At 63.6% G+C, this 22,904-nt stretch carries 18 protein-coding genes and 3 pseudogenes; 11 read left to right on the forward strand and 10 right to left on the reverse strand.

From position 1 onward, the window contains the following. Positions 1-56: 56 nt before the first annotated feature. Positions 57-3,992, reverse strand: coding sequence for a trifunctional transcriptional regulator/proline dehydrogenase/L-glutamate gamma-semialdehyde dehydrogenase (gene putA / locus BGP85_RS03115; RefSeq protein WP_103447729.1), 3,936 nt, complete (start codon positions 3,990-3,992; stop codon positions 57-59). 332 nt (positions 3,993-4,324) lie between these two features. Between putA and BGP85_RS03120 the strand changes: the two genes are divergently transcribed. From BGP85_RS03120 to BGP85_RS29780, 9 genes and pseudogenes are all read left to right on the forward strand, one after another. Continuing rightward, positions 4,325-5,644, forward strand: coding sequence for an MFS transporter (locus BGP85_RS03120; RefSeq protein WP_103447728.1), 1,320 nt, complete (start codon positions 4,325-4,327; stop codon positions 5,642-5,644). A 138-nt stretch (positions 5,645-5,782) separates the two neighbouring features. Then, on the forward strand, positions 5,783-7,072 hold the full coding sequence (locus tag BGP85_RS03125; RefSeq protein ID WP_103447727.1) for an OprD family porin: 1,290 nt from the start codon (positions 5,783-5,785) through the stop codon (positions 7,070-7,072). A 190-nt stretch (positions 7,073-7,262) separates the two neighbouring features. After that, complete coding sequence (locus tag BGP85_RS03130) at positions 7,263-8,381, forward strand: ABC transporter substrate-binding protein (protein WP_103447726.1); 1,119 nt, start codon at positions 7,263-7,265, stop codon at positions 8,379-8,381. A gap of 63 nt (positions 8,382-8,444) precedes the next feature. Next, positions 8,445-9,338 carry a branched-chain amino acid ABC transporter permease gene (locus tag BGP85_RS03135; RefSeq protein WP_103447725.1) on the forward strand — a complete coding sequence of 298 codons (894 nt, stop codon included), beginning with the start codon at positions 8,445-8,447 and terminating at the stop codon, positions 9,336-9,338. Beyond that, positions 9,331-10,197: a branched-chain amino acid ABC transporter permease gene (locus BGP85_RS03140; protein WP_103447724.1), complete on the forward strand. Its 867-nt coding sequence runs from the start codon at positions 9,331-9,333 to the stop codon at positions 10,195-10,197. Before BGP85_RS03135 ends, BGP85_RS03140 begins: the two co-directional genes overlap by 8 nt. Continuing rightward, positions 10,194-10,994, forward strand: a complete 801-nt coding sequence (locus BGP85_RS03145) for an ABC transporter ATP-binding protein (protein ID WP_103447723.1) — start codon at positions 10,194-10,196, stop codon at positions 10,992-10,994. Before BGP85_RS03140 ends, BGP85_RS03145 begins: the two co-directional genes overlap by 4 nt. Then, positions 10,991-11,710 (forward strand): ABC transporter ATP-binding protein, encoded by a 720-nt coding sequence (locus BGP85_RS03150; protein WP_103447722.1) that lies wholly within the window; start codon positions 10,991-10,993, stop codon positions 11,708-11,710. Before BGP85_RS03145 ends, BGP85_RS03150 begins: the two co-directional genes overlap by 4 nt. 105 nt (positions 11,711-11,815) lie before the next feature. Further along, positions 11,816-12,835: pseudogene (locus tag BGP85_RS29500) on the forward strand (HAMP domain-containing protein); the annotation flags it as partial. 342 nt (positions 12,836-13,177) lie between these two features. Then, positions 13,178-13,699 (forward strand): annotated as a pseudogene (locus tag BGP85_RS29780) (methyl-accepting chemotaxis protein); the annotation flags it as partial. A gap of 84 nt (positions 13,700-13,783) precedes the next feature. Here BGP85_RS29780 and BGP85_RS29090 read toward each other — a convergent pair. The 3 genes and pseudogenes from BGP85_RS29090 to BGP85_RS03165 form a co-directional block, all read right to left on the reverse strand. Further along, positions 13,784-13,951, reverse strand: a pseudogene (locus tag BGP85_RS29090) (outer membrane protein OmpK); the annotation flags it as partial. 49 nt (positions 13,952-14,000) lie between these two features. Continuing rightward, positions 14,001-14,933: a transporter gene (locus tag BGP85_RS03160; protein ID WP_103447720.1), complete on the reverse strand. Its 933-nt coding sequence runs from the start codon at positions 14,931-14,933 to the stop codon at positions 14,001-14,003. A gap of 76 nt (positions 14,934-15,009) precedes the next feature. Then, entirely contained in the window at positions 15,010-15,342 is a 333-nt protein-coding gene (locus BGP85_RS03165; protein ID WP_181004502.1) for a potassium channel family protein, read from the reverse strand. 195 nt (positions 15,343-15,537) lie between these two features. Between BGP85_RS03165 and potE the strand changes: the two genes are divergently transcribed. Then, complete coding sequence (gene potE / locus BGP85_RS03170) at positions 15,538-16,869, forward strand: putrescine-ornithine antiporter (protein WP_103448269.1); 1,332 nt, start codon at positions 15,538-15,540, stop codon at positions 16,867-16,869. Beyond that, on the forward strand, positions 16,866-17,780 hold the full coding sequence (locus BGP85_RS03175) for a transporter substrate-binding domain-containing protein (protein WP_103447719.1): 915 nt from the start codon (positions 16,866-16,868) through the stop codon (positions 17,778-17,780). Before potE ends, BGP85_RS03175 begins: the two co-directional genes overlap by 4 nt. 83 nt (positions 17,781-17,863) lie before the next feature. Here BGP85_RS03175 and BGP85_RS03180 read toward each other — a convergent pair whose 3' ends face one another. The 6 genes from BGP85_RS03180 to BGP85_RS03205 are packed head-to-tail and all read right to left on the reverse strand — an operon-like array spanning position 17,864 to position 22,819. Further along, positions 17,864-18,349: a DUF2878 family protein gene (locus BGP85_RS03180; protein ID WP_103447718.1), complete on the reverse strand. Its 486-nt coding sequence runs from the start codon at positions 18,347-18,349 to the stop codon at positions 17,864-17,866. A gap of 4 nt (positions 18,350-18,353) precedes the next feature. Then, positions 18,354-19,613 carry an SAM-dependent methyltransferase gene (locus BGP85_RS03185; RefSeq protein WP_103447717.1) on the reverse strand — a complete coding sequence of 420 codons (1,260 nt, stop codon included), beginning with the start codon at positions 19,611-19,613 and terminating at the stop codon, positions 18,354-18,356. Continuing rightward, entirely contained in the window at positions 19,588-20,400 is an 813-nt protein-coding gene (locus BGP85_RS03190) for a DUF1365 domain-containing protein (RefSeq protein ID WP_103448268.1), read from the reverse strand. Before BGP85_RS03190 ends, BGP85_RS03185 begins: the two co-directional genes overlap by 26 nt. Beyond that, positions 20,397-21,644, reverse strand: a complete 1,248-nt coding sequence (locus tag BGP85_RS03195; protein WP_103447716.1) for an NAD(P)/FAD-dependent oxidoreductase — start codon at positions 21,642-21,644, stop codon at positions 20,397-20,399. Before BGP85_RS03195 ends, BGP85_RS03190 begins: the two co-directional genes overlap by 4 nt. Before the next feature lie 3 nt (positions 21,645-21,647). Continuing rightward, positions 21,648-22,400: an SDR family NAD(P)-dependent oxidoreductase gene (locus BGP85_RS03200; RefSeq protein ID WP_103447715.1), complete on the reverse strand. Its 753-nt coding sequence runs from the start codon at positions 22,398-22,400 to the stop codon at positions 21,648-21,650. Next, on the reverse strand, positions 22,397-22,819 hold the full coding sequence (locus tag BGP85_RS03205; protein WP_103447714.1) for a nuclear transport factor 2 family protein: 423 nt from the start codon (positions 22,817-22,819) through the stop codon (positions 22,397-22,399). The genes BGP85_RS03200 and BGP85_RS03205 overlap by 4 nt, the downstream gene beginning before the upstream one ends. Between the last annotated feature and the right edge of the window lie 85 nt (positions 22,820-22,904).

Genomic DNA, 22,904 nt, shown 5'->3' on the forward strand with positions numbered 1-22,904 from the left:
GGTGGTGCGAAGGTGCGCAGCGCAAGGGTGCGCTGCGCGGGTTCCGATCGTGGCGCCTAGCAGATGGTCATGAGATTGGCGTTACCCCCGGCCGCTGCGGTGTTAACGCTAAGGGCATGCTCGATCAACAGGCGCTCCAGCGGAATGTCAGTGTCTGCTCGGCCCAGGCCATGGACGCCGACGATGGCGCCGCGGCGCCGTGCAGACAGCTGGCTGACATAGCGCAACTGATCGCTATCGCCGTGGTGCAGGATCGCGTCGAAACGGGCTTGCGGGTCGGTCCAGTCGCTGATGCTGTCGATGCGTGCTTGCACCGCTGCTGGCAATTGCGCGCGCAGGGTGTTGTGGCTATCCAGCCAGAGCACGCGGCTGCCGACCGCCAGGCAGGCGGCGAGTTGGGCGAGCAGGTCCAGGCGGTTTTCGGCCAGGTTCAGCACCACCTCCCGCGGCAGCAGGGTGTAGCTGTTGCGCTCACCGGTGGGGCCGGCGAGCAGGTGAGTGGTGTAGCTTTGCGACTGCTGCAGGTACCGGGCAAACAGGTTGGCGATGCCCGGTTCGGTCTGCTCGGCCCAGGCGGCAAATGCCTTGCGCGCATTTTGCAGGTCTGTGGGCGCTGCAACGGCATGCCCATCGCCGTCAGCCAGGGCCTGCGCCACGGCATCGTGTGGGCGGGTGGCTAGCAGGCGATACAGGTACAGCGGGCCACCCGCCTTCGGGCCGGTGCCGGACAGCCCTTCACCGCCGAACGGCTGTACCCCGACCACGGCCCCAACGATGTTGCGGTTGACGTAGAGGTTGCCGACGCGGGCGGTCTCGACCACCTGGGCGATGGTCTCGTCGATGCGGGTATGCACGCCAAGGGTCAGCCCGTAACCGCTGGCGTTGATCTGCTCCAGGAGTTCGTTGAGCTGGCTACGCTGGTAGCGCACCACATGCAGCACGGGGCCGAAGATCTCTCGTTCCAGTTCGTCAAGACTGTCCAGTTCAATCAGGGTGGGCAGCACGAACGTGCCCCGTTGCAGCAGCTGGCCATCGGCCCGTGCAGCCTGGAAGACGCTACGGCCTTTACGGCGCATGTGCTCGATGTGGTTGACGATGTTGTCGCGCGCTTCGCGGTCGATCACCGGGCCAATATCGGTATCCAGCCGCTCCGGCGAGCCAACGCGGTATTCGGCCATTGCGCCACGCAACATCTGGCAGACGTGGTCGGCCACGTCTGCCTGCACGCACAGTACCCGCAGCGCTGAACAGCGCTGGCCGGCGCTATCGAACGCAGAGCTGATGACATCCACGACCACCTGTTCGGCCAGTGCCGAGGAGTCGACAATCATGGCGTTCATGCCGCCAGTTTCGGCAATCAGCGGCAGCGTCTGGCCCTGGCCATCCAGGCGCCCGGCAAGGTTACGGCTGAGGATACCGGCAACCTCGGTGGAGCCAGTGAACATGACCCCCCTGATTCTGCTGTCGCCGACCAGGCTCGCGCCAACGGTCTCGCCGCGGCCTGGCAGCAGTTGCACGACACTGGTCGGCACCCCGGCTTGATGGAGGATACGCACGGCCTGGGCGGCGATCAGCGGCGTCTGCTCGGCAGGCTTGGCCAGCACGGTGTTGCCAGCGGCCAGGGCAGCGGCGACTTGGCCACTGAAGATCGCCAGCGGGAAGTTCCAGGGGCTGATGCACACCACAGGGCCCAGTGGGCGATGGCTGTCGTTGCTGAAGCTGGCAGCCTGGGCGCCGTAGTAGCGCAGGAAGTCGACCGCTTCACGAACTTCGGCGATCGCGTTGCTGAAGGTCTTGCCAGACTCGCGTACCAACAGGCCCATCAGTTGCTGCATCTCGCTTTCCATCAGGTCGGCGGCGCGCTCCAGAATGGCCGCGCGCTCGGCGGGCAGGGTCGACTGCCAGATCGGCCCGCTGGCCTGGGCGCACAGGATGGCGTTTCGCACATCGCTTTCGTTGGCTTCGTACACCTGACCGATTAGGTCGCGATGATCCGCCGGGTTGCGCACGGCGCTGACGGTGCGCGGGTGGCTGGAATCGTTGCTTGCGGTTGGGCCGGCAGTGTAGGGCTGGTTGGCGCTGGCGAGCAGCGCCGAGGCCAGTGAACCGAGCCGGTGCTCATTGGACAAGTCAAGGCCGCTGGAGTTGAGGCGCGTGCCGCCATACAGGTTGCGCGCAAGCGCGATGCGCGGGTGCGGCAGGCCCAGTGCGCCTTCCTGAGCGGCCATCTTCTCCACCTGCAGCACGGGGTCTTCGACCAGCTCATCAAGGCTGATGGAGCGATCGGCGATACGGTTGACGAACGAGGTGTTGGCGCCGTTTTCCAGCAGGCGGCGCACCAGGTAGGCCAGCAGGGTCTCGTGGCTGCCGACCGGTGCATAGATACGGCAAGGGCGGTTCAGTTTGCCGTCGGCCACGTTGTCCACCACTTGCTCGTACAGCGGCTCGCCCATGCCATGCAGGCACTGGAATTCGTATTGCCCCGGGTAGTAGTTTTGCCCGGCAATATGGTAGATGGCCGCCAGTGAGTGAGCGTTATGGGTGGCGAACTGCGGGTAGATGGCCTCCGGTACCGACAGCAGCTTGCGGGCGCAGGCGATGTAGGACAGGTCGGTGTACACCTTGCGGGTGTAGACCGGGTAGCCTTCCAGGCCGTCGATCTGGGCGCGCTTGATCTCGCTGTCCCAGTAGGCGCCTTTCACCAGGCGTATCATCAGGCGGTGGCGGCTGCGCTTGGCCAGGTCGATGACGTAGTCGATCACGTACGGGCAGCGCTTCTGGTAGGCCTGGATGACGAAGCCGATACCGTTCCAGCCGGCCAATGACGGCTCGAAGCACAGGCGCTCGAGCAGGTCGAGCGACAGCTCAAGGCGGTCGGCCTCTTCGGCGTCGATGTTCAGCCCGATGTCATATTGCTTGGCTAGCAGGGTCAGCGACAGCAGGCGCGGGTACAGCTCTTCCATTACGCGTTCATACTGGGCGCGGCTGTAGCGTGGGTGCAGCGCCGACAGCTTGATCGAGATGCCCGGGCCTTCATAGATGCCGCGGCCGTGCGAGGCCTTGCCAATGGCATGGATCGCCTGTTCGTAGGCGGCAAGGTAGTTCTGCGCATCGTGCTCGGTCAGTGCGGCTTCACCCAGCATGTCGTAGGAGTAGCGGAAGCCTTTTGCTTCACGACGTGCCGCGTTGGCCAAGGCCTCGCCGATGGTTTCACCGGTGACGAACTGCTCGCCCATCAGGCGCATGGCCATGTCCACACCCTTGCGAATCAGCGGTTCGCCACGCTTGCTGATGATGCGGTTGAGTGAGGACGACAGGCCCGTCTCATTGTGGGTCGACACCAGTTTGCCGGTGATCAGCAGGCCCCATGAGGCGGCGTTGACGAACGTCGACGGGCTCCGCCCCAGGTGCTGGCTCCAATTGCCATTGGCGATCTTGTCGCGGATCAAGGCGTCACGGGTGCCCTTGTCAGGGATGCGCAGCAGGGCCTCGGCCAGGCACATCAACGCCACACCTTCCTGCGACGACAGCGAGAACTCCTGCAGCAGGCCTTGTACCAGCCCCTGACGGCCGCCGGCGCTTTTCTGGTTACGCAGCTTCTGGGCGATGCTGTAAGCCAACTGGTGAGACGCTTTCGCCATCTCTGCCGGCTGGCGCGCCTGCTCCAGCAGCATCGGTATGGCGTCCGCTTCGGGGCGGCGGTAGGCCGCAGTGATGGCCGCGCGCAGCACCGATTGGGGAAGGATGCTCTCGGCGAAGTCGAGAAATACCTGCAAGGCACGCTCATCCAGATGTTCTGGCTGCTCATCGCCTGCAACAGCAGCCAGGCCAGACTGCTGGGCAGGGGTCACACCGCTTTCAATCTGCTCCAGGTAATTGAAAATAGCCTGTTTAATCATCCAGTGCGGGGTTTGGGCGATGTGTTGTGCAGCCTGTTTAAGTCGCTCGCGGATGGCGTCGTCAAGCTTCACGCCAAGTGTGGTGGTTGCCATGTTGTTATCACCGGGTAGGGAGTTGGCTAAACGGAATGGTGCACAGATTAAACCCGGAATCAATAAAGGTGCAACCAAGTGCAACCCAATGTTCGCAATGAACGTTATTGGATCTTTGTTCAATAAAAACAATTGTGTGCCAATCTAACGCAGCAAACGTTTGGCACGGGCTTGGCCTGCACTGCAATGGTGCATTCAGGCGTCATCCACCCCTTTTGTTATACCCATAGAAAAGTGTGCGGTTGCACCCTGTGCCTCATGAAATCTAGGATCGGTGCTACCCAGTGACACTTGGGCTATCGTGGCCCAAGCAAAAAAATAAGGCATACAACATGAGTAATTCCCTCGCCGAGGCACAATCGGCCAAGACCCGGCGTCGTGCATTGGTCGCCAGTCTCACGGGCAGTTCGATTGAATGGTTCGACTACTTCCTATACGGAACAGCCGCCGCACTGGTTTTCAATAAACTGTTCTTTCCAAACTTTGATCCCGTCGTTGGGCTGTTGCTGGCTTACTTGTCGTTTTCCCTGACGTTCTTTATTCGTCCTATTGGCGGCGTGCTGTTTGCGCATATCGGCGACCGCATCGGGCGCAAGAAGACCCTGGTCATCACCTTGTCGCTGATGGGGGGCGCCACCGTGTTGATCGGCTGCCTGCCTACTTATGAACATATCGGCGTCTGGGCACCGATCCTGTTGATCCTGCTGCGGGTGATTCAAGGCCTTGGTATTGGTGGCGAGTGGGGTGGGGCGTTGTTGCTGGCCTATGAATACGCACCGGCCAACCGCAAGGGCCTGTTCGGCAGCGTGCCGCAAGTGGGCGTGACCCTTGGCATGCTGCTCGCCACCCTGGCAGTGAGCCTGATGGCGATGCTGCCCGAGGCAGACTTCCTCTCCTGGGGCTGGCGTGTGCCCTTCGTGCTGAGCGCCGGCCTGGTGTTCCTCGGCCTGTGGATCCGCCACGGCCTGGACGAAACCCCGGACTTCAAGAAAGCCAAGGCCAGCGGTAATGTCTCGAAAATGCCGGTCGTTGAGACGCTGCGCAATCACTGGCGTGAAGTGCTGATCGCCGCTGGCCTGAAAGTGGTCGAGACGGCGCCGTTCTACATTTTCTCGACCTTCGTCGTCAGCTATGCGGTAAACAACCTCGGCTACCCGAAAGTCTCAGCGTTGAATGCTGTGATGGCGGGTGCCCTGGTGGCCTCGTTGCTGATCCCGTTCATGGGCTGGCTGTCTGACCGCATCGGCCGCAAGCGCGTGTACATCGGCGGCATCCTGGCCATCGCGCTGTACATCGCGCCGTATTTCATGCTGCTCGATACCCGCAGCCAATGGGGCATCACTGTCGCCACCGTGATCGGCTTTGGCGTGCTCTGGGCGCCGGTCACCGCCGTGCTCGGCACCTTGTCTTCGGAAATATTCTCCACCCGTGTGCGCTACACCGGCATCACCCTGGGCTATCAGCTGGGTGCTGCCCTGGCAGGCGGCACGGCACCGCTGATCGCAACCTGGCTGCTGTCCGAGTACAAGGGCAACTGGCAGCCGGTGGCCCTGTACATGCTGGCAACCGTAGCCATCTCGCTGGTTGCCATTCTGTCCGTTGGTAAACGTCGCAAAGACGACGAAATTCAAGGCGGCGCTCGCACTGCCTGAATGCAATAACCGGAGCCTGCGCGCTCCGGGTTCTACCTGTCGCCACTCCGTATCCGTTCCCGGGGCTTGCCTTGCCATGGCAGCACTGCGGGGACCTGCGTCCTAAAAAAAAAGCAATACAAGGGAGAGTCGCTTCACATGAAGAGAAAACTATTGAATCTGGCCATTCTTGCGGCCACGGGGGGGGGCGGCGGGCACGCGCTGGCCGCAGGGTTCGTCGAAGACAGCACGGCGAAGCTTGAGCTACGCAATTTCTATTTCAACCACGATTTCCGTGATACCGATACCCAAACCCAGGACGAGTGGGGCCAGGCCTTCCTGCTCAACGTGCAGTCCGGTTTCACCCCTGGGGTGGTCGGCTTCGGTGCCGATGCCACCTACACCCTGGGCGTCAAACTCGATGCGCCAGGCGCGCGGTCCATTTTCCCGGCCGACAGCGACGGTGAGGCCGTGGACAACTTCAGCCGCGGTGGCCTGACCGGCAAGGTACGCGTGTCCAAGACCGAGGCCCGCTATGGCATCCTCACGCCGAAGCTGCCCATCCTGTGGTCGAACGACGGCCGCTTGCTGCCACAGCTGTTCGAAGGGGGACAGATCACCAGCAGCGAGATCGACAACCTGACCCTCACCGGCGGGCAGATCGAACATGTGGTGGGGCGTATGTCGAGCAACTTCACCGGCATGGCTATCGCCGGTGCCAGCCAGCAAAGCAACCATCTGCGCTTTGTCGGGGGCGACTACAAGGGCATCAAGGACCTGACCCTGCAGTATTACTTCGCCAACCTCGAAGACTATTACGACCAGCACTTCCTCGGTGCGCTGCACAGCCTGCCACTGGGCCCCGGCGTGCTGAAGACCGACCTGCGCTACTTCCGCACCACCTCTGATGGCAAGAATGCCGACCTGACCGCAGGCTACCTGGCATCGACCAACGGCAGTGGCAATGATGGCGAGCTGGACAACTCGACCTGGAGCGCCAAATTCACCTACGCCTTGAGCGGCCATGCCCTGACCCTGGGTTATCAGCAGGTGTCGGACGACAGCATCTTCACCCAATTGAACCAGGGCGGCCTGGCCAACGAGGGCGCAGGCGGTACCAGCACTTATGTGATCACCGACAGCCTGGTGCAGAACTTCACCTATGCCGGTGAGCGCACCCTCCTTGGCGGCTACGCCTACGACTTCGCCGCGCTCGGCGTCCCTGGCCTGAACGCCAGCGTCACCTGGCTCAAGGGCGACCAGATCAAGACTGCCGTCGGCTCCGACCGTGAAGAGTGGGAGCGCGACATTGTGCTGAGCTACGTGGTGCAGGGCGGACCATTGAAAGGCGTGGGCGTTGCCTGGCGCAACGGTGTTCTGCGCAGCGACGTGCTGGGCGATATCGACCACAACCGCCTGACCGTCAGCTACACCTTGCCGATCTGGTAAGGCTTCGAAGCGATGCCATGAATTTTCCTCCTCCCGCAACCCTCGGGAGGACCGGAGCGGTGCGTCCGTGATTTGCCACGAGCGACTCAGGGAGCATCGGTGCTTGAGCTGTTTTGCCCCGCTGGCGCAGGGGGCTGCATGACGCAGTGAGCGACGGCGACGCCGTCACGATCATTCCAAGGAGACAGTTATGCCTTTCAAGTTCCGCTCCATGCTTATCTCGACTTCGATGTTCTTCACCCTGGCCATGGCGGCGCCGTTTACCTCCGCCGCCGAGGCTGTGCAGATGGGCGCCGTGCTCTCCCTGACGGGCGCCAACGCTACCGTTGGCGAAGACGTACGCCGCGCCGTCAAGCTGGCTGAAGACAAGGTCAACGCCGACGGCGGTGTGCTTGGCAAGCCATTCCAGGTCATCGTCGAAGATTCCGGCGGCAATCCCACCACCGCCATCAACGCCGCACGCAAGCTGGTCAGCGTTGACAAGGTGCCGGTGGTGATCGGCGAATACTCGTCGGGTATCAGCATGCCGATGGGCCAGTATCTGGTGAAAGAAGGTGTGGTGCATATCAACATCGCCAGCACCAGCGTGAAGATCCGCGACCTGGGCAGCAGCTCGTTCAACCTGATTGGCCTGGAAGACAAGGGCAACAAGTTTTCTTCCCAGGATGCCTGGGACCTGGGCTTTCGTAACGTCGCCGTTCTGGCACCGAACAATGCCTACGGCCAGGGCGTAGCTCACGGCTTTCGCGCCGAGTTCGAAAAGCTCGGCGGCAAGGTCGTCAACGAGACGCTCTACACCGCCGGCCAGTCAACCTACCGCCGTGAGCTGCAACAGATTGCCCGCAGCAAACCGGACGCATACATCTATACCGCCTACGGGCAGGAGTCTGCGGTGATCAACCGCGAGGCACTGGAACTGGGGCTGCGTGAACAGCCGTGGTACGCGATCCTGTTGTCCATGAGCCTGTCGGACACGCCGGCCAACATCGCCCAGGGCCAGCTGGGCATGGAGGTTGGCTCGTTCGTTGGCGCGACCGGCAAGGCCTACGCCGATGCCTTTGCCGCCAAATACAAGGAAGGCATGAAGACCTCCTACACCGGCTATGCCTACGACGCCGTGCTGATGGCAGCCAAGGCGATCGAAAAGGCCGGCAGTACCGAGCCGAGCGCAGTACAGGCCGCGCTCAAGGAGGTGGGCAAGGGCTATGACGGCGTGACGGGCACAGTCGCCTTCGACGACGGCCGCCAGCGGCTCGACCCGCCCTACGCCAAGCTCAAGTATGACAGCGGCAAGGTCGTACCTCGATAAGTACGCGATACGCCCGCCCGGTGCGCCGGGCGGGCTTGTGCCTGCTCTTGCGGAGTGTTTTCCATGTTGCAGTTCCTGATTGATACCTTGCTGCGGGCAACCGACCTGGCGCTGATCGCCTTCGGCCTCAGCCTGGTGTATGGCCTGGTCAAGTTTCCCAATATCGCCCACGTACAGTACGCCATGCTGGGAGCGTACCTGGCCTATGGCCTGGACGCCGCTGGCGTGCCCTTGCCGCTGGCCTTGCTGTTTGCCGCACTGCTGGTCGGTGCCCTGACCCTGGCGCTGCAGCGCCTGGTGTTTGAGCGTTTGCTCAAGAGCGGCCCGGCCATCGCCATGATTGGCTCGCTGGCCATTGCCATGCTGCTGGTCGCCGCGCTCCAGGCCAGCGCGGGTACCTTCCCGCGGATGTTCGAGCTACCGCTGAAGGCGCCGATCCTGTTGGGCGATGCGCGCATCACCCACACCCAGCTGTACTTCTTCGCCACCACCCTGGTACTGCTGGCAGCTTTTACCGTGGCACTGTTCCATACCCGCCTGGGGCGTGCGATGCGCGCGCTGGCCGGTAACCCGGCACTGGCCAACGCCAGCGGCCTGCCCGCTGCCCGGATTACGCTGACGGTGACCTTCGCCAGTGGTGCCATTGCTGGTCTGGGCGGCGGCCTGCTGGCATTGTCTACCGGTGCCCACATCAACCTGGGGCATGACCTGCTCCTGCCGGTGTTTGCTGCGGCGATCCTCGGTGGCCTTGGCAACCCCATGGGTGCGGTCGCCGGCGCCTTGTTGATCGCCTTCACCGAAACCCTGGTCACCAACCTCAACGTGGGTTGGCTGATGGGGCGGGAAATGGCCTTCCTGCCGGTATCCTACATCAGCGGCGCTGCATTCCTGATCCTGCTACTGGCCTTGCTGTTCAAGCCCTATGGCCTGTTCGACCGGGAGGTGCGCCGTGTTTGATTTCCTTGTTTCCGCGCTTACCTTCGCCAGCCTCTACGGCCTGATGGCACTGGGGCTCAACCTGCAGGCCGGCTACGGCGGGCTGCTCAATTTCGGCCACATCGCCTTCGCCGGCCTCGGCGCCTACGCCACCGGCATCGCGGTGCAGGCGGGTTATTCGCCCTGGCTTGGCATGGCCGTTGGTGTGCTTCTGGCCGTGGCTTTGGGCGGGTGCGTGGCCCGCCTGGGGCGCAAGCTGGCTTCGGACTACTGGGGTATCGCCACCCTGGCAATTGCCGAAATCCTGCGTGTGGTGGCGACCAACGAGGGTTGGCTCACCGGTGGTGCGCAAGGCATCGGCGCGATCCCTACGCTTTTCGACGGTGTCGGTTTTCTGCTGATGATGCTGGTGCTATTGGGCAGCGCCACTCTGCTTTGCCAGCGTCTCGCCGATGGCCGCTTCGGGCGTGCCCTGCGGCTGATGCGCGAGGAACCGCAACTGGCCGCATGCATGGGTTATGACCTGACCTCACTGAAGTCGCGGGCGATCATGGCCAGCGCTGCGCTAACCGCCGTCGCCGGTTCGCTGTACGCCCACTTCATGAGTTATGTCGGCCCCGACTACCTGCTCGCCTCCGAGACGTTCCTGCTCTGGACCATGTTGATGATCGGTGGCCTGGGCAACCTGCGCGGCGTGCTGCTGGGGGTGTTCCTGGTACAGGCCGCCTACAGCCTGGTGCCGTTTGCCAAGGATTACCTGGGCTTTGACTCCGACCTTGCCGGCGCCCTGCGCCTGGGCCTGATCGGCGCGATCCTGCTGGCCTGCCTGATGTGGCGCAGTGAAGGTCTGATCCCTGAAAAAGTAAGGAAGATCGCATGAGTGCTTCCCGTGAATACCTGCTCAGCGTGCAATCGGTAGCCAAGGCCTTTGGCGGCAACCAGGTGCTGCGCGACGTGAGCTTCAGCGTGCAGCGCGGCGAAATCGTGGGCCTGCTTGGACCCAACGGCTCCGGGAAAAGCACCTTGCTCAACTGCATCACGGGCTTTGAAGCGGTAGATGGCGGCGCGATTGCGCTTGGCGCACGGCGTATCGAGCGGTTGCAGGCCCACCGTATCGTCCGCCACGGCATTGCCCGGACCTTCCAGCTGCCTTCCATGCCCACCAAGATGTCGGTCATCGAAGTGGCGATGGCCGCCTGCACTCGCCAGCACGGTGTGTTCGCCACGCTGCTCGGCCTCCCGGCGCTGCGCCGGGCTGAAGAACAGGCGCGGGCCAAGGCCGAGCGGCTGATCGATGAGCTGCTGCTCGGCCCTGTGCGCGACCTGCCGGCTTCGGCGCTGTCGGGCGGGCAGAAGAAACTGCTGGGCATTGTCTGCGCCTTGATGGGTGAGCCCGAGCTGGTATTGCTCGACGAGCCTACCGCCGGGGTGCACCCCAACCTGCGTCGTGACTTGGTAGAGGCGCTCAAGCGCCTGAATGCCCAGGGCATGACGCTGGTGATCGTCGAGCATGACATGCACTTCATCCGCGATGTCTGCAGCCGCTGCGTGGTCCTGGACCGCGGCGAGATCGTCGCCAGTTGCAGGCCCGACAAGCTGGCTTCCAACGCGCGGGTGATCCAGGCCTACCTGGGTGGCCGTCACAGCCCGCAAGCCCTCGAGGAGAACGCGCCATGATTGAAGTGAAGGACGTCGTCGCCGGCTACACCGCCGAGGTGGACATCCTGCGCGGCATGACCTTGCATGCCGAACAGAAGGAGATCGTTACCTTGCTGGGCCCCAATGGTTGCGGCAAGAGCACCTTGCTCAAGACCATCGCCGGTTACCTGCTGCCGCGCAAAGGGCAGGTCCTGCTGCAGGGGCAGGACGTGTCGCGGGTACCGGTGCACGAGAAGATCCGGCGCTGCCGGCTTGGCTTCGTGCCGCAGACCGACAACGTCTTCGCCAGCCTGAGCATCCGCGAGAACCTCCACGTGGGCGGGCATTACCAGCGCCCGCAGGACAACCAGCGACGTATCGATGAACTGTGCTCGGCCTACCCGATCCTGGCCAAGAAGTTCAACGCACCGGCGGCGTCCATGTCCGGTGGTGAGCGACAGATCCTCGCCCTGGCCAGGGCGCTGATGCCCAGACCTAGCCTGCTGCTGCTCGATGAACCCTCGGCGGGCCTGTCGCCCAAAGTGCTGCTGGAAGTGTTCGAAGCCATCCAGCAGGTCCGCGACCAGGAAGGCGTGACCATCCTGATGGTGGAGCAGAACGCGATGGAGGCCCTGCGTATCTCCGACCGCGCCTATGTGCTGTCGATGGGCAGTGTGGCGTTGACCGGTAATGCTCGGGCGCTGATGCACGACCCGCAAGTCAGCGAACTGTACCTGGGAGGGCGGATCGCCTGAGCGTCTGGCGGCATTCGCGTCCTCGCGCTCCTGGGGCCGCGAATGGCGTAGTGCGTGTTTGGCCGCGCAGCTTGTACTGCGCGGCCCTTTTTTAGGGCCTTGATGATGAAATTCAGCCACAAGATTCTGTTGGCCGCTGCCCTGGTCGTGGTCAGCGCCTTCGCCTCGTTCACCCTGTACAACTACCTCTGGCAAAAGCGCCTGCTGGCTCGAGAGCTACAAAGCCAACTGCGCGAGGTTGGCGCCCTGGCTGCCGACAGCGTTCACAACTGGCTTGGCGGGCGAGTGCTGCTGGTGGAAAGCCTGGCACAACGATTGGCCGCCGATACCAGCGAGGCCGCCGTCGACCAGGCCTTCGGCCAGGATGTATTGAAGAACACCTTCAACATGGTGTACCTGGCGCGCGCCGACGGTAGTTTCAGCATTCGCCCGCAGCAGGAGATGCCCGCCGGTTATGATGCCCGCCAGCGCGACTGGTACCAGCGCGTGCAGGCGCGTAACGACAGCGTCCTCACCGAGCCCTATGTCAATGCCGCTACTCAGGAAATGATCATGGCCGCCGCCGCCCCGGTGCTGCGTGCCGGCGAGTTGCTTGGCGCGGTGGGGGCGGGAATGCCGATCGATACCCTGGTGCAGATCATTGGCAGCGTCGACCTGCAAGGAAAAGGCTATGCCTATCTGGTCAATGGTGCGGGCAAGATCCTGGTGCATCCACAGACCGAGCTGATCAACCGTCGTCTCAACGAACTGGACCCGGTGCACCCGCTGAGCGTCAGTCGTGACCTGCAAGAGCACGAGGTCAATGGCCGGGTACGCATCGACACCTTCATTCCGGTACCCGGGCTGCCGGCTGCCGACTGGTATGTCGGGCTTTCGGTCGATCGTAATCTGGCCTACCAGCAGTTGCGCGACTTCAGCGGTTCGGCATTGATCGCCATGCTGGTGTCTGTGCTGCTGGTGATGCTTGCCCTCGGTGTGCTGCTGCGTTTACTGCTAAAGCCGCTGTTGCGCATGATCGTTGCCATGCAGGACATTGCCGCCGGTGAAGGCGACCTTACTCAGCGCCTGCCTGCCGCCGGCCGTGACGAGTTGGCCCAGTTGGCCCAGGCCTTCAACCTGTTCGTCGAGCGCATGCAGCGCACCATCGGGCTGGTCGCCAATGGCAGCGTCGGCGTCGATGAAGGAGCGCGCAGCGTGGTCCAGGCCAGCCAGGCTACCCTGCGCCAGTCAAGCGAACTGGTGCAGCGCAGCGACACGGTTGCCGCTGCCATTGAGCAATTGGGTGCCGCCGCCCAGGAAATTGCCGGCAGCGCCGCCAGTGTCTCGGTGCAAAGTGCCGCGGCGCGCAGCCAGGCAGAGGAGGGCCAGCGTATTCTCAGCGATGGCTCCAAGGCACTTGCTGCGCTCGCGGCCCAAGTTGAAACGGCCCGCGCGAGCATGGATCAATTGGGTGGCCAGACCGAAGCCATCGGCCGCATCCTCGAAGTGATTCACAGCATCGCCCAACAGACCAATTTGCTGGCGCTCAACGCAGCCATTGAGGCTGCGCGCGCAGGGGAGTCTGGCCGAGGTTTTGCGGTGGTGGCGGACGAGGTGCGTCAACTGGCGCATCGCAGCCAGGGGTCGGCGCAGGAGATCCATGAGATGATTGAATCGCTGCAGGTCGGCGCCCAGGCCTCGATTGCATCGATGGTAGCCAGCCATCGGCACGCCGAGCGCAGTGTTCACGTCATCGCCCAGGCCTGCGAGGGTATTGATGCAGTGATAGGGCGTTTGGCCGACATCGATGAAATGAACCAGTCCGTTGCTGCCGCCACGGATCAGCAGCGCGCGGTGGTCGAGTCGATAAGTCGCGAAGTGGGCGAAATCGCCACGCTCAATCAGCATGTTCAAGTGGGTCAACAGCAGACGCTGGACGTTTGCAAGATGATGGATGGCAAATCGGCTGAATTGCGCCAGATGGTGGCAAGCTTCTGCATCAAGCGTTAGTCAGAATGAAGCCGGTAGGGCGAGGGAAAGTGCGAGTCGTTTCACGCTTTGTTTCCCTCGAATCGCCCGAGGAAGATGGCAACCTCAGAAGTGATACTTGACCAGGGCACTCGCGGTGTTCTGGTCGGTGGTGAAGCCTTCCGAGTCCCTGATGCCGTACTTGTCCGACCAGTAGTCATACTCCAGGCCCACATACAGGTGCTTGGCATCAAAGCCCATGGCCTTGCCGAGGTCGTACTTGAGCTGCGGGTTGTCCTATTGAGTAGTTTGCCTGGAGGGCTCTGTCAAATGGCGCAGGCCTTTACAGCCCGCCGCCGAAGCGATACTGCCAGACCATGCCGGCCACATCGAATTCGCTGCCGGTGCGGGTGTGGGCACCATTGCTGGCAAACAGCTTCACCGAGTTGTTGCGGTTGACCGGCAGGGTGAGGGTGCAGCCATAGCGGGTGTTTTCCTGGAAGTCGTGGTTGCCCACCCCGTCGACCGAGGTGTTGCCGCCAGCGAAATAGGTGCCGTCCAGCGAGGTCCAGACACCATTTTGAAAGGCGTAGATCAGGTGTACCTGGGTCTGGTAGATCGGCCGCTGGGAAAAGCTGCGGTTGCCGAGGTACTGGTTGTTGTCGGTGAAGAAGGTGCCTGCGCCCGACAACTCCAGGGTCACTGCGCCGATGCGCTTGGAGATGCCGATTTCAGGCTTGAACGACCAGCGATTGTTGCCGAGGTTGACCAGCCGGCTGGAGTCGTATTGGCCAAGCGGCGCGGTGATCGCCAGGCTGGTGCCGATGATCACGTCCTGCTGGTAGCTGGGAAACTCCGCCAGCGACAGGGCCGGGGCTCCATACCAGTTGACTGAAAAACGCAATCTCGGGTCGATCAGACCGGTCACATTGCGCTCCCTGGGTTCGCCGGCGAACAACGCAGAGCCGGTCAACCTGGCTTCGGGCACGACGACATCGAACTTGGCGGAACGGCCCCAGACATCCAGTGACCTGGCATAGGCAAACACCACTGTTTCGATGTCGAGATTGGCATCTTTCAGCGGCACCGAGGGGTTGGCGGTCACGTTGCCCCGCAGGTCGCTGTAGCCCAGCAGCAGGAAGTTGATGCCGACTGGGGTATTGGCGTAGGCCCTGGGCTCGAGATCCTCGGCGTTGGCGCCCTGGGCGGCCAGCAGCAGCGGCGCCAGGCTCATCGGAGCCAGCCTGACCACGCGGGGTCTGTGTTTCGACGCCATTCGCTCGCTTCCTGTCAGGCTGCCCGGGTGCTATGTACTGTTGTAGTTGATCCGGCAGCGGACGTCGCCCCGTGTATCAATGGATGCCTTGATCTTCCAGTACCTTGCGCAAGGCATGCACGCCGACCGCGACGATCAGCCCGGTCATGACGATGCCTGCCATTCCGATCAGCATGGCCAGGCAGCGTGCCAGGCCAAGCTTGGGCACCAGGTCCCCATAGCCAATGGTCAAGCCTGTCACGAAGGAAAAGTACAGGCCATCGCCCACTGGCCAGCCTTCGAGCTTGCCGACGACCAGCCCGAGCAGGGCCATGAACACCAGCAGCACCGACACGATCGGCCAGACCACCCGCAGCCCGCGCCAGAACTCACCGATGAAGTCACGCCGCAACTGTTTCATGGCTCGCATGGGACACTCCTTGAAAGAAGCAAACGACGGATTTGTTCACCCTCACAGCTGGCTGCACTGCCAATCACCAGCCATCATCATCTAGCAGAATCTAGCTGTACTGGCCGTATTGCGGGTGTGCTGTACCTGGCTGGCCGACGCTTTTGCAGTGCAATCCCCTCTTTGGCATCGACGCTTGGCGCGGAGGTCATCATCGTGCGCGATCCTGCAAAAAAAATGGGCCTGGTCGGGCTCACCACGTTGGTCACGGTGAACATGATGGGCTCCGGCATCATCATGCTGCCGGCAAGCATGGCGCAGATCGGCGCCGTCTCGCTGTTGTCCTGGGTGATCACGGCTGTGGGCTCGATGGCCATCGCCTATTGCTTCGCCCAGTGCGGCATTTACTGCACGCGCTCAGGCGGCATGTCGGCCTACAGTGAAGAGGCGCACGGCAAATCCGCGTTCTTCCTCTGTTCCTACCTTTATTTTCTGTCACTGATGATCGGCAACGTTGCCATCGGCATTTCTGCCGTGGGTTACCTCACGCCCTTCATCCCCTGGCTCGGCAGCGGTGCGCTGCCGCTGCTGGTCGGGGCGGTGGCGCTGATCTGGTTCGCGACCCTGGCCAATCTGGGGGGCGCTGACATCACCGGGCGCCTGGGGGCAATCAGTGTCTGGGGCGTGATCGTGCCGGTGGCAGGCCTGAGCCTGATCGGCTGGTTCTGGTTCAGCCCTGCAACCTTCAATGAAGCCTGGAACCCAGGGCAGGTGCCGGTCGGCCAGGCGATCACCAGCAGCATTCCGCTGACCTTGTGGGCGTTCCTGGGCATGGAGTCGGCTGCGCAGAACTCGGACGCGGTGGAGAACCCCAAGCGCAATGTGCCGCTGGCCTGCCTGTTCGGCACGCTGGGCGCGGCTGTGGTGTACATCCTTTCGACCAGCGTCATCCAGGGCATCGTGCCCAACCCCGACCTGGCCAACGCCAGTGCACCGTTCGCCCTGGCTTACGCACGGATGTTCGATGACACCGTTGGCAACGTGATCATGGGCCTGGCGGTGATCGCCTGCGTCGGCTCTTTGCTGGGCTGGCAGTTCACCCTGGCAGAGACCGCCAAGGTCACGGCCGGGCAGGGGCTGTTCCCGAAACTGTTCACCCGCACCACGGCCCGGGGCGTGCCCTTGGCCGGGATGCTGACCTGTGCGGTGATGCAGAGTCTGATTGCCCTGTCGACCTTGTCACCCAACGCCAGCGCCCAGTTCGGCAGGCTGGTCAACCTGGCGGCGGTCACCAACATCATTCCCTACATCACCTCGCTGACCGGCTTGCTGGTGATCATGTACAAGGCCCAGGTGGACATCGCCATTTTCCGCCGCAACAGCGCCATCATGCTGGTCGCCGTGTGCTATTGCTTCTATGCGCTTTACGCCTCGGGGTTGGAAGCCGTGTTTGGAGCGGCGCTGATCATGGCGTTGGGTTACCTGTTGTTCGGTTTCATTGCCAAGCGATTCATCAAGGGACTGGACATGATCGGAGGCGCGCCATGAGCAACAAGGCGAAGTTGGCCAGCCTGTGCCTTGCCAGCCTGATTGGCTGGGCAACACCCTATGCCACGGTTGCCGCAGCGGATGTCATGGGCCGGATACGTGACAGCCAGGTGCTGACGCTGGGGTACATGGACGGTTTTGCGCCGTTTTCTTCGGGCAATGAACAGGCCCCGCAAGGTTACGCGGTCGAATTATGCCGGGCAGTTGCCGAACGGCTGCGCCAGACGCCCGGTTTTGCCGGGCTGCAGGTGCGCTGGCGGGCGCTGCCGGAGCAGGAGGTTGCGCGCTCGTTGAGCGAGGGGCAGGTCGATCTGTTCTGCACGCCTGCGGTGGAAACCCTCGCCAGGCGCAAAACCCTGGACTTCTCCATCCCGGTGTTCACCTCCGGCTTGGCCGCCATGGTCAGGCGCGATGCACCCGCGACCTTGCTCGGGCCGCTCAACGGCCGTGCCGGTGATAGCGGCCCTCGCTGGCGCGCGACGATCAATGCGGGCTTGAGCAAACACAGCTTTGCCGTGCTGCAAGGCACGGTGAGCAGCGATTGGGCCCGGCAACGGATTCGCCAGCTTGGTTTGCAATCCACCTTGCAGGAGGTGCCCACTTATCAGGAAGGGGTGCGCCGAGTGGCGGCGCGCGAGGTTGATGCCTTCCTCGGCGACCGCATGGTACTGCTGGCCTACCAGGCCGGGCAGGCCGAACGTGAGCAGCTGTGGGTGCCGGACCGCCTGTTCGACATGCACCAGGTAGCGCTGGCGATGGCCCGGGGCGATGAGGATTTTCGGCTGCTGGTGGACAGCGCCTTGAGTCAGGTGCTTGCAGGGCAGCGCGGCGAGGAGCTGTACACGCGTTACCTGGGGCCGCAGTCGGCGCAGGACCGTTTGCTGCAGGGCCTGTACCCGCTGCCAGATTAACTGGGCCGGTAGCGCTCAGGTGTTCGCCGGCAGTTATGCAGCGCCTGTGAGACCGAGCGCCGCTTGTGCGGCGCACCCTTTGATCATCCCCTCGCCGCGAACCGCAAAGTCAGCGGCAGCGCCAGTGCCCAGACGGGCGCCAGGATAAGCGCGGTGTCCAGGCGCCCCAGTGGCAAGTCGATACCGGCCAGCCGGGCGCCAGCCAGATAGGCCAATGGGCCACCGAGCAGGCCCAGCAGCACCGCGAGCCATGCTGGCTGGCCGAGCCCTGCCAGGCTGTGGCGCATGCCGCTGGCCAACACCAGCCACAGCAGTGCCAGCCACAGAGGCAGCGGCCACTGGCCGAAGCTGAATACGCCGAGCATGCCCAGTGTGCTGTCCAGCAGGCAGCCAGCCACCGCTACCCACAGCAGCACACGCAGTTCACCGCCTGGGCTCAGCCACAAGTGCAGCAGCAGGCCGAACACTACTATCAGCAACAGCCAAGGCCTGTGCGCCCCCAGTACACACAGCCACCAGCCAGCCTGCAGCCACAGCGCATTGCCGAGCAGCCAGCCACGGCGAACCATGTTCTCAGGCACCCGGTAGTGGCGCCCGTCGCGCCTGGGGCCCGGCCCACAGCATCTGGGCCACGCCGATGGTCCGTTCCTCGAATCCGCCCTGGCAATAGCAAAGGTAGAACTCCCACAGGCGCTGGAAGGTGTCGTCGTAACCGAGCCTGGCCAGCTCCGTGCGCGAATGGCGCAGGTTGTCACGCCAATGGCGCAGGGTGCGCGCATAGTCCTGGCCGAAATCTTCGAGGTGCACCAGGTTCAGCGCAGTCTGGCGGCTGGCGGTGTCGAGCAGGACGCTCAGCGAGGGCAGGGCGCCGCCGGGGAAGATGTAGCGCTGGATGAAGTCCACCGAGCGCCGGGCCTGGGCGTAGCGCTGGTCGCGGATGGTGATGGCTTGCAGCAGCATCAGGCCGTCGTCCTTGAGCAGTGCGGCGCACTGGCGGAAATAGGTGGGCAGGTAGCGGTGGCCGACGGCCTCGATCATCTCGATGGACACCAGCTTGTCGAAGCGCCCGCGCAGGTCGCGGTAGTCCTCGTGCAGCACGGTGACCAACCGTTCCAGGCCCAGCGCCTTGACCCGCTGCAGGGTGTAGGTGTGCTGCGCGGCGGAGAGCGTGGTAGTGGTGACCCGGCAGCCATGCTCCAGGGCCGCATGGATGGCCAGGCTGCCCCAGCCGCTGCCGATTTCCAGCAGGTGTTCGCCGGGCTTGAGCTCGAGCCGCTGGCAGATCTGCCGGAGCTTGTTCGACTGGGCCTGCTCCAGGCTCTGTTCGGCGCTGTCGAACCGTGCGGAGGAATACATCATGGTCGGATCGAGCAGCCGCTCGAACAGCGCATTGCCAAGGTCGTAGTGGGCCAGGATGTTGCGCCGCGCACCGCGCCGGCTGTTGCGGTTGAAGTGGTGCAGCAGGCGCAGGGCCGGGCGCGCCAGGCGGGCCAGGCCGCCTTCCATGGCGTCCAGCACGTCGAGGTTGGCGACGAACAGCCGGGTCACCGCGGCCAGGTCCGGGCTGCGCCAGTAGCCGTGGATGTAGCCTTCGCCCGCGCCGATCGAGCCATTGCGGGCCACCAGGCCCCAGGCGGCCTCGTCAACAATTTCCACTTCCGCGTAGAGCGGGCTGGCGACGTCGCCGAAGGTCCATTGCCGGCCCTGGCTGATCAGGCGCAGATGGCCACGACTCAGCTGGCGCAGTTGCGCCAGCACCGCACGACGGGCCAGGCTGCCGAGCAGCGGCGTGATACCAGCGGATTTGCTAACGCTCAAGGTCGGTTCGGACATGGTCGGGTTCCTCGCGGATGGCTTGACCAAGCGCCAGGTCGTGCTGGCTGGTGGTGTGGTTGTGCACGGGGGTGCGTTTGAGTAGCAGGCGCAGGGCTTGCCAGTAGATGCCGCTGACGGTACGCAGGCTCATCCAGGGAAAGGCCAGCAAGTGCCGATGCAGGCTGGCGCGTTGGAGCGGCTGGCGTTGCACGGCAAGGTCTGCTGCGAACACCGGGTGCCCGGCGCGCCAGTTTTCCATGTGCACGCGTACGCGTTGTGCATCGACGGCGAAGCGCAGCCGGTAGTCCATGTCCATTGGCATGAACGGCGAAACGTGGAAGGCCTTGGCCGCGGCAAATGGCTGGGTCAGGTCGCCCTGTACCGGCAACACGTAGTGGAAGCGCTCGCGCCAGGGGGTGTTGCGCACCTCCAGCAGCACGGCCGCGACTTGCCCTTGGCGGTCGTGGCAGAAGTAAATGCTCACCGGGTTGAACGACAGCCCCCAGCAGCGCGGTTGCGTCAGCAGATGCACGGGGCCTTCGGGCACCTGCCCGGTGGCCTGGCCAACCAGCAGGCGCGCGGCCTCGATCAGGGGCATGCCTTGGCGGGTCAACGCGGGCAGGTAGTCGGTTTCGCGCCAGCACAACGGCGCCAGGCGCGAGCGGCCGAGCCAGCGGGAGAGGCTGAGCAGGTGCGGCAGTTCGTCGAGGTCCAGGTAGAACAGGCCGATGCGGTAGCGAAATGCATGGGGCCTGGGCGTCAGGCGCCGGTGGCTGAGCCAGCCGTGGCACAGGCTACTGTTCACAGCTGCTCTCCAAAGTGCCTGGCGACGATCAGTGCACTGAGCACGCCGTCTTCGTGAAAACCATTGGCCCAGTAGGCACCGCAGTAATAGCTGTGCAGTGGGCCCTGCAGTTCGCCCTGACGGGCCTGGGCGGCCACGGCGGCGAGGCTGTACTGGGGATGCGCGTAGTCGAAGCGGGCGAGTATCTGTGCCGGGTCCACCAACGCCGTCTGGTTGAGGCTGACGCAGAAGGTGACCGGGGCCTCGATGCCCTGCAGGATGTTCATGTCGTAGGTAAGTGCAGCGGGGGCCTGTTCGCTGCCACCCAGGCGGTAGTTCCAGCTGGCCCAGGCCCTGCGCCGGCGCGGCAGCAGGCGGGTATCGGTGTGCAGCACCACGTCGTTGCTGGCATAGCGAATGGCGCCGAGGATCGCCTGCTCCTGCTCGCTGGGGCTGCCCAGCAGCGCCAGGGCCTGGTCGCTGTGGCAGGCGAAGACCACCTTGTCGAAACGTTCGCTACCGACTGCCCAGGTCACGGTCACGCCTTCATCGTCGCGGTTCACCCGTTGCACCGGGCAGTTCAGGCGGATGCGTTCGGCAAAGGGCCGGCACAGCGGTGCCAGGTAGCTGTGTGAACCGCCCTCGATCACCCGCCATTGCGGGCGCTGGTTGACCGACAGCAGGCCGTGGTTGCGGCAGAAACGCACGAAGAACTGCAACGGAAAATGCAGCATGTCGGCCCGTGACATCGACCAGATCGCCGAGCCCATGGGCACGATGTAATGCTCGATGAAGCGCTGACCGTAACGATTGTCATGCAAGTAATCGCCCAGGGTGGTCGCGCCATCGATGCGTTGCTGGTCGAGGTCGGCCAGTGACTGGCGGTTGAAACGCAACACATCGCGCAGCATGCCCCAGAAGCCTGGCGACAACAGGTTGCGGCGCTGGGCAAACAGGCTGCGCAGGTTGTGCCCGTTATACTCGAAACCGGTTTGTGGATCGTGCACCGAAAAGCTCATCTCGGTGACCCGCGAGGCCACGCCCAGGTGTTCCAGCAGGCGGATGAAATGCGGATAGGTCCAGTCGTTGAAGACGATGAAACCGGTGTCGACGGCGAAGTGCTGGCCGCGCCAGTGCACATCGACAGTATGGGTGTGCCCGCCAACCCGGTCTGCCGCTTCGAATACCGTGACATCGTGCTGGCGTGACAGCAGGTGGGCGCAGGTGAGGCCGGCGATGCCGCTGCCGATGATGGCGATGCGCATGGTTCAGCCCTCAGGTTGGCGCGCCAGGCGCTGGCCCAGCTTCAGGCGCCAGCGTGCCGGCAGCGCGCCGAGCAGGCGCAGCAACAGGGTGAAGCTGGCGGGGAAGGTGATCTCCAGTGGGCGACGGGGCAGTCGTGCGAGAATGTGCGCGGCGGCGCGCTCGGCGCTCCACAGCTGGGGCATGGGGAAGTCGTTGCGGCGGGTCAGGGGGGTATCGACGAAGCCGGGGTTGACCAGGGTGACATCAATGTTCTCGTGGGCCAGGTCCAGGCGCAGGGATTCGACCAGATAGCGCAGCGCGGCCTTTGACGCGCCATAGGCACCGGCCCGCGGCAGGGCAAACCAGCTGACCGAGCTGCCCATCACCACCAGGTGCGGGTGCTGGCTGCGGCGCAGCAAGGGCAAGGCCGCGGCCAGGCAGTGGCTGGTGCCGATCAGGTTGGTGCGGATCACCCGCTCGACCAGCGCCGGGTCGAACTGTCCGGGCTCCAGGTATTCGCAGGTGCCGGCATTCAGGATTACCAGGTCCAGCGAGCCCCAGGCTTGCTCGATCTGCGTGGCGATCAAGGCAACCTGCTCAGGCTGGTCGACATCGCCGACAGCCAACAGGACCTGGCCCGGAAAGTGTGCGGCGAAGTTTGCCAGGCTTTCTGCCCGACGCGCCCCTAACGCTACCTGGTGGCCTTGCTCCAGCAAGCGCTGCGCCAGGACCGCGCCGATGCCGCTGCTGGCACCGGTCAGCCAGCAGCGGCTCATGCCAGCCTGCCCTTGAGCCAGCGCACCGCGCCGCCCAAAACCGGCACATGCTCATACAGCAAGGCGCCGGCGTCGAAGTAGTCCTGGTGAAAGTGCACCCGTGCGCGCCAGCGCAAATGGCTGCAGCCCTGCAGGCTGATCGGCTGGCCGCCAGCCAGGCGTGGGTGGCGATAGTGCAAGGTCCAGCGGATGTAGCCGTGGCCCGGCTGTGGCTCGTCCAGGCCCTCGAAGGTGTAACGGACCTCGGTAACGTTGCCATACAGCTGGGCGAAATAGGCCCGCAAGGCCGTGAGCCCACTGATGTGATGGAGCGGGTCGCGAAAGGTGACATCCTCGCTGTACAAGTCGCCAAGCATCTGCAGGTTGTCTGAACCCAGCGCGGCAAAGCGTTCGGAGAAATGTTTCAGGTAGTTGGACATGCACAATACCTGTACAGAATGAAATCACTGTACAAGATATAGTGCAGGTGTCTGGAAAAATCTATACAGAAGAATATTTTTGTAC

Origin of the sequence: Pseudomonas putida (assembly GCF_002906855.1) — a bacterium.
Classification (GTDB): Bacteria; Pseudomonadota; Gammaproteobacteria; order Pseudomonadales; family Pseudomonadaceae; genus Aquipseudomonas; species Aquipseudomonas putida_N.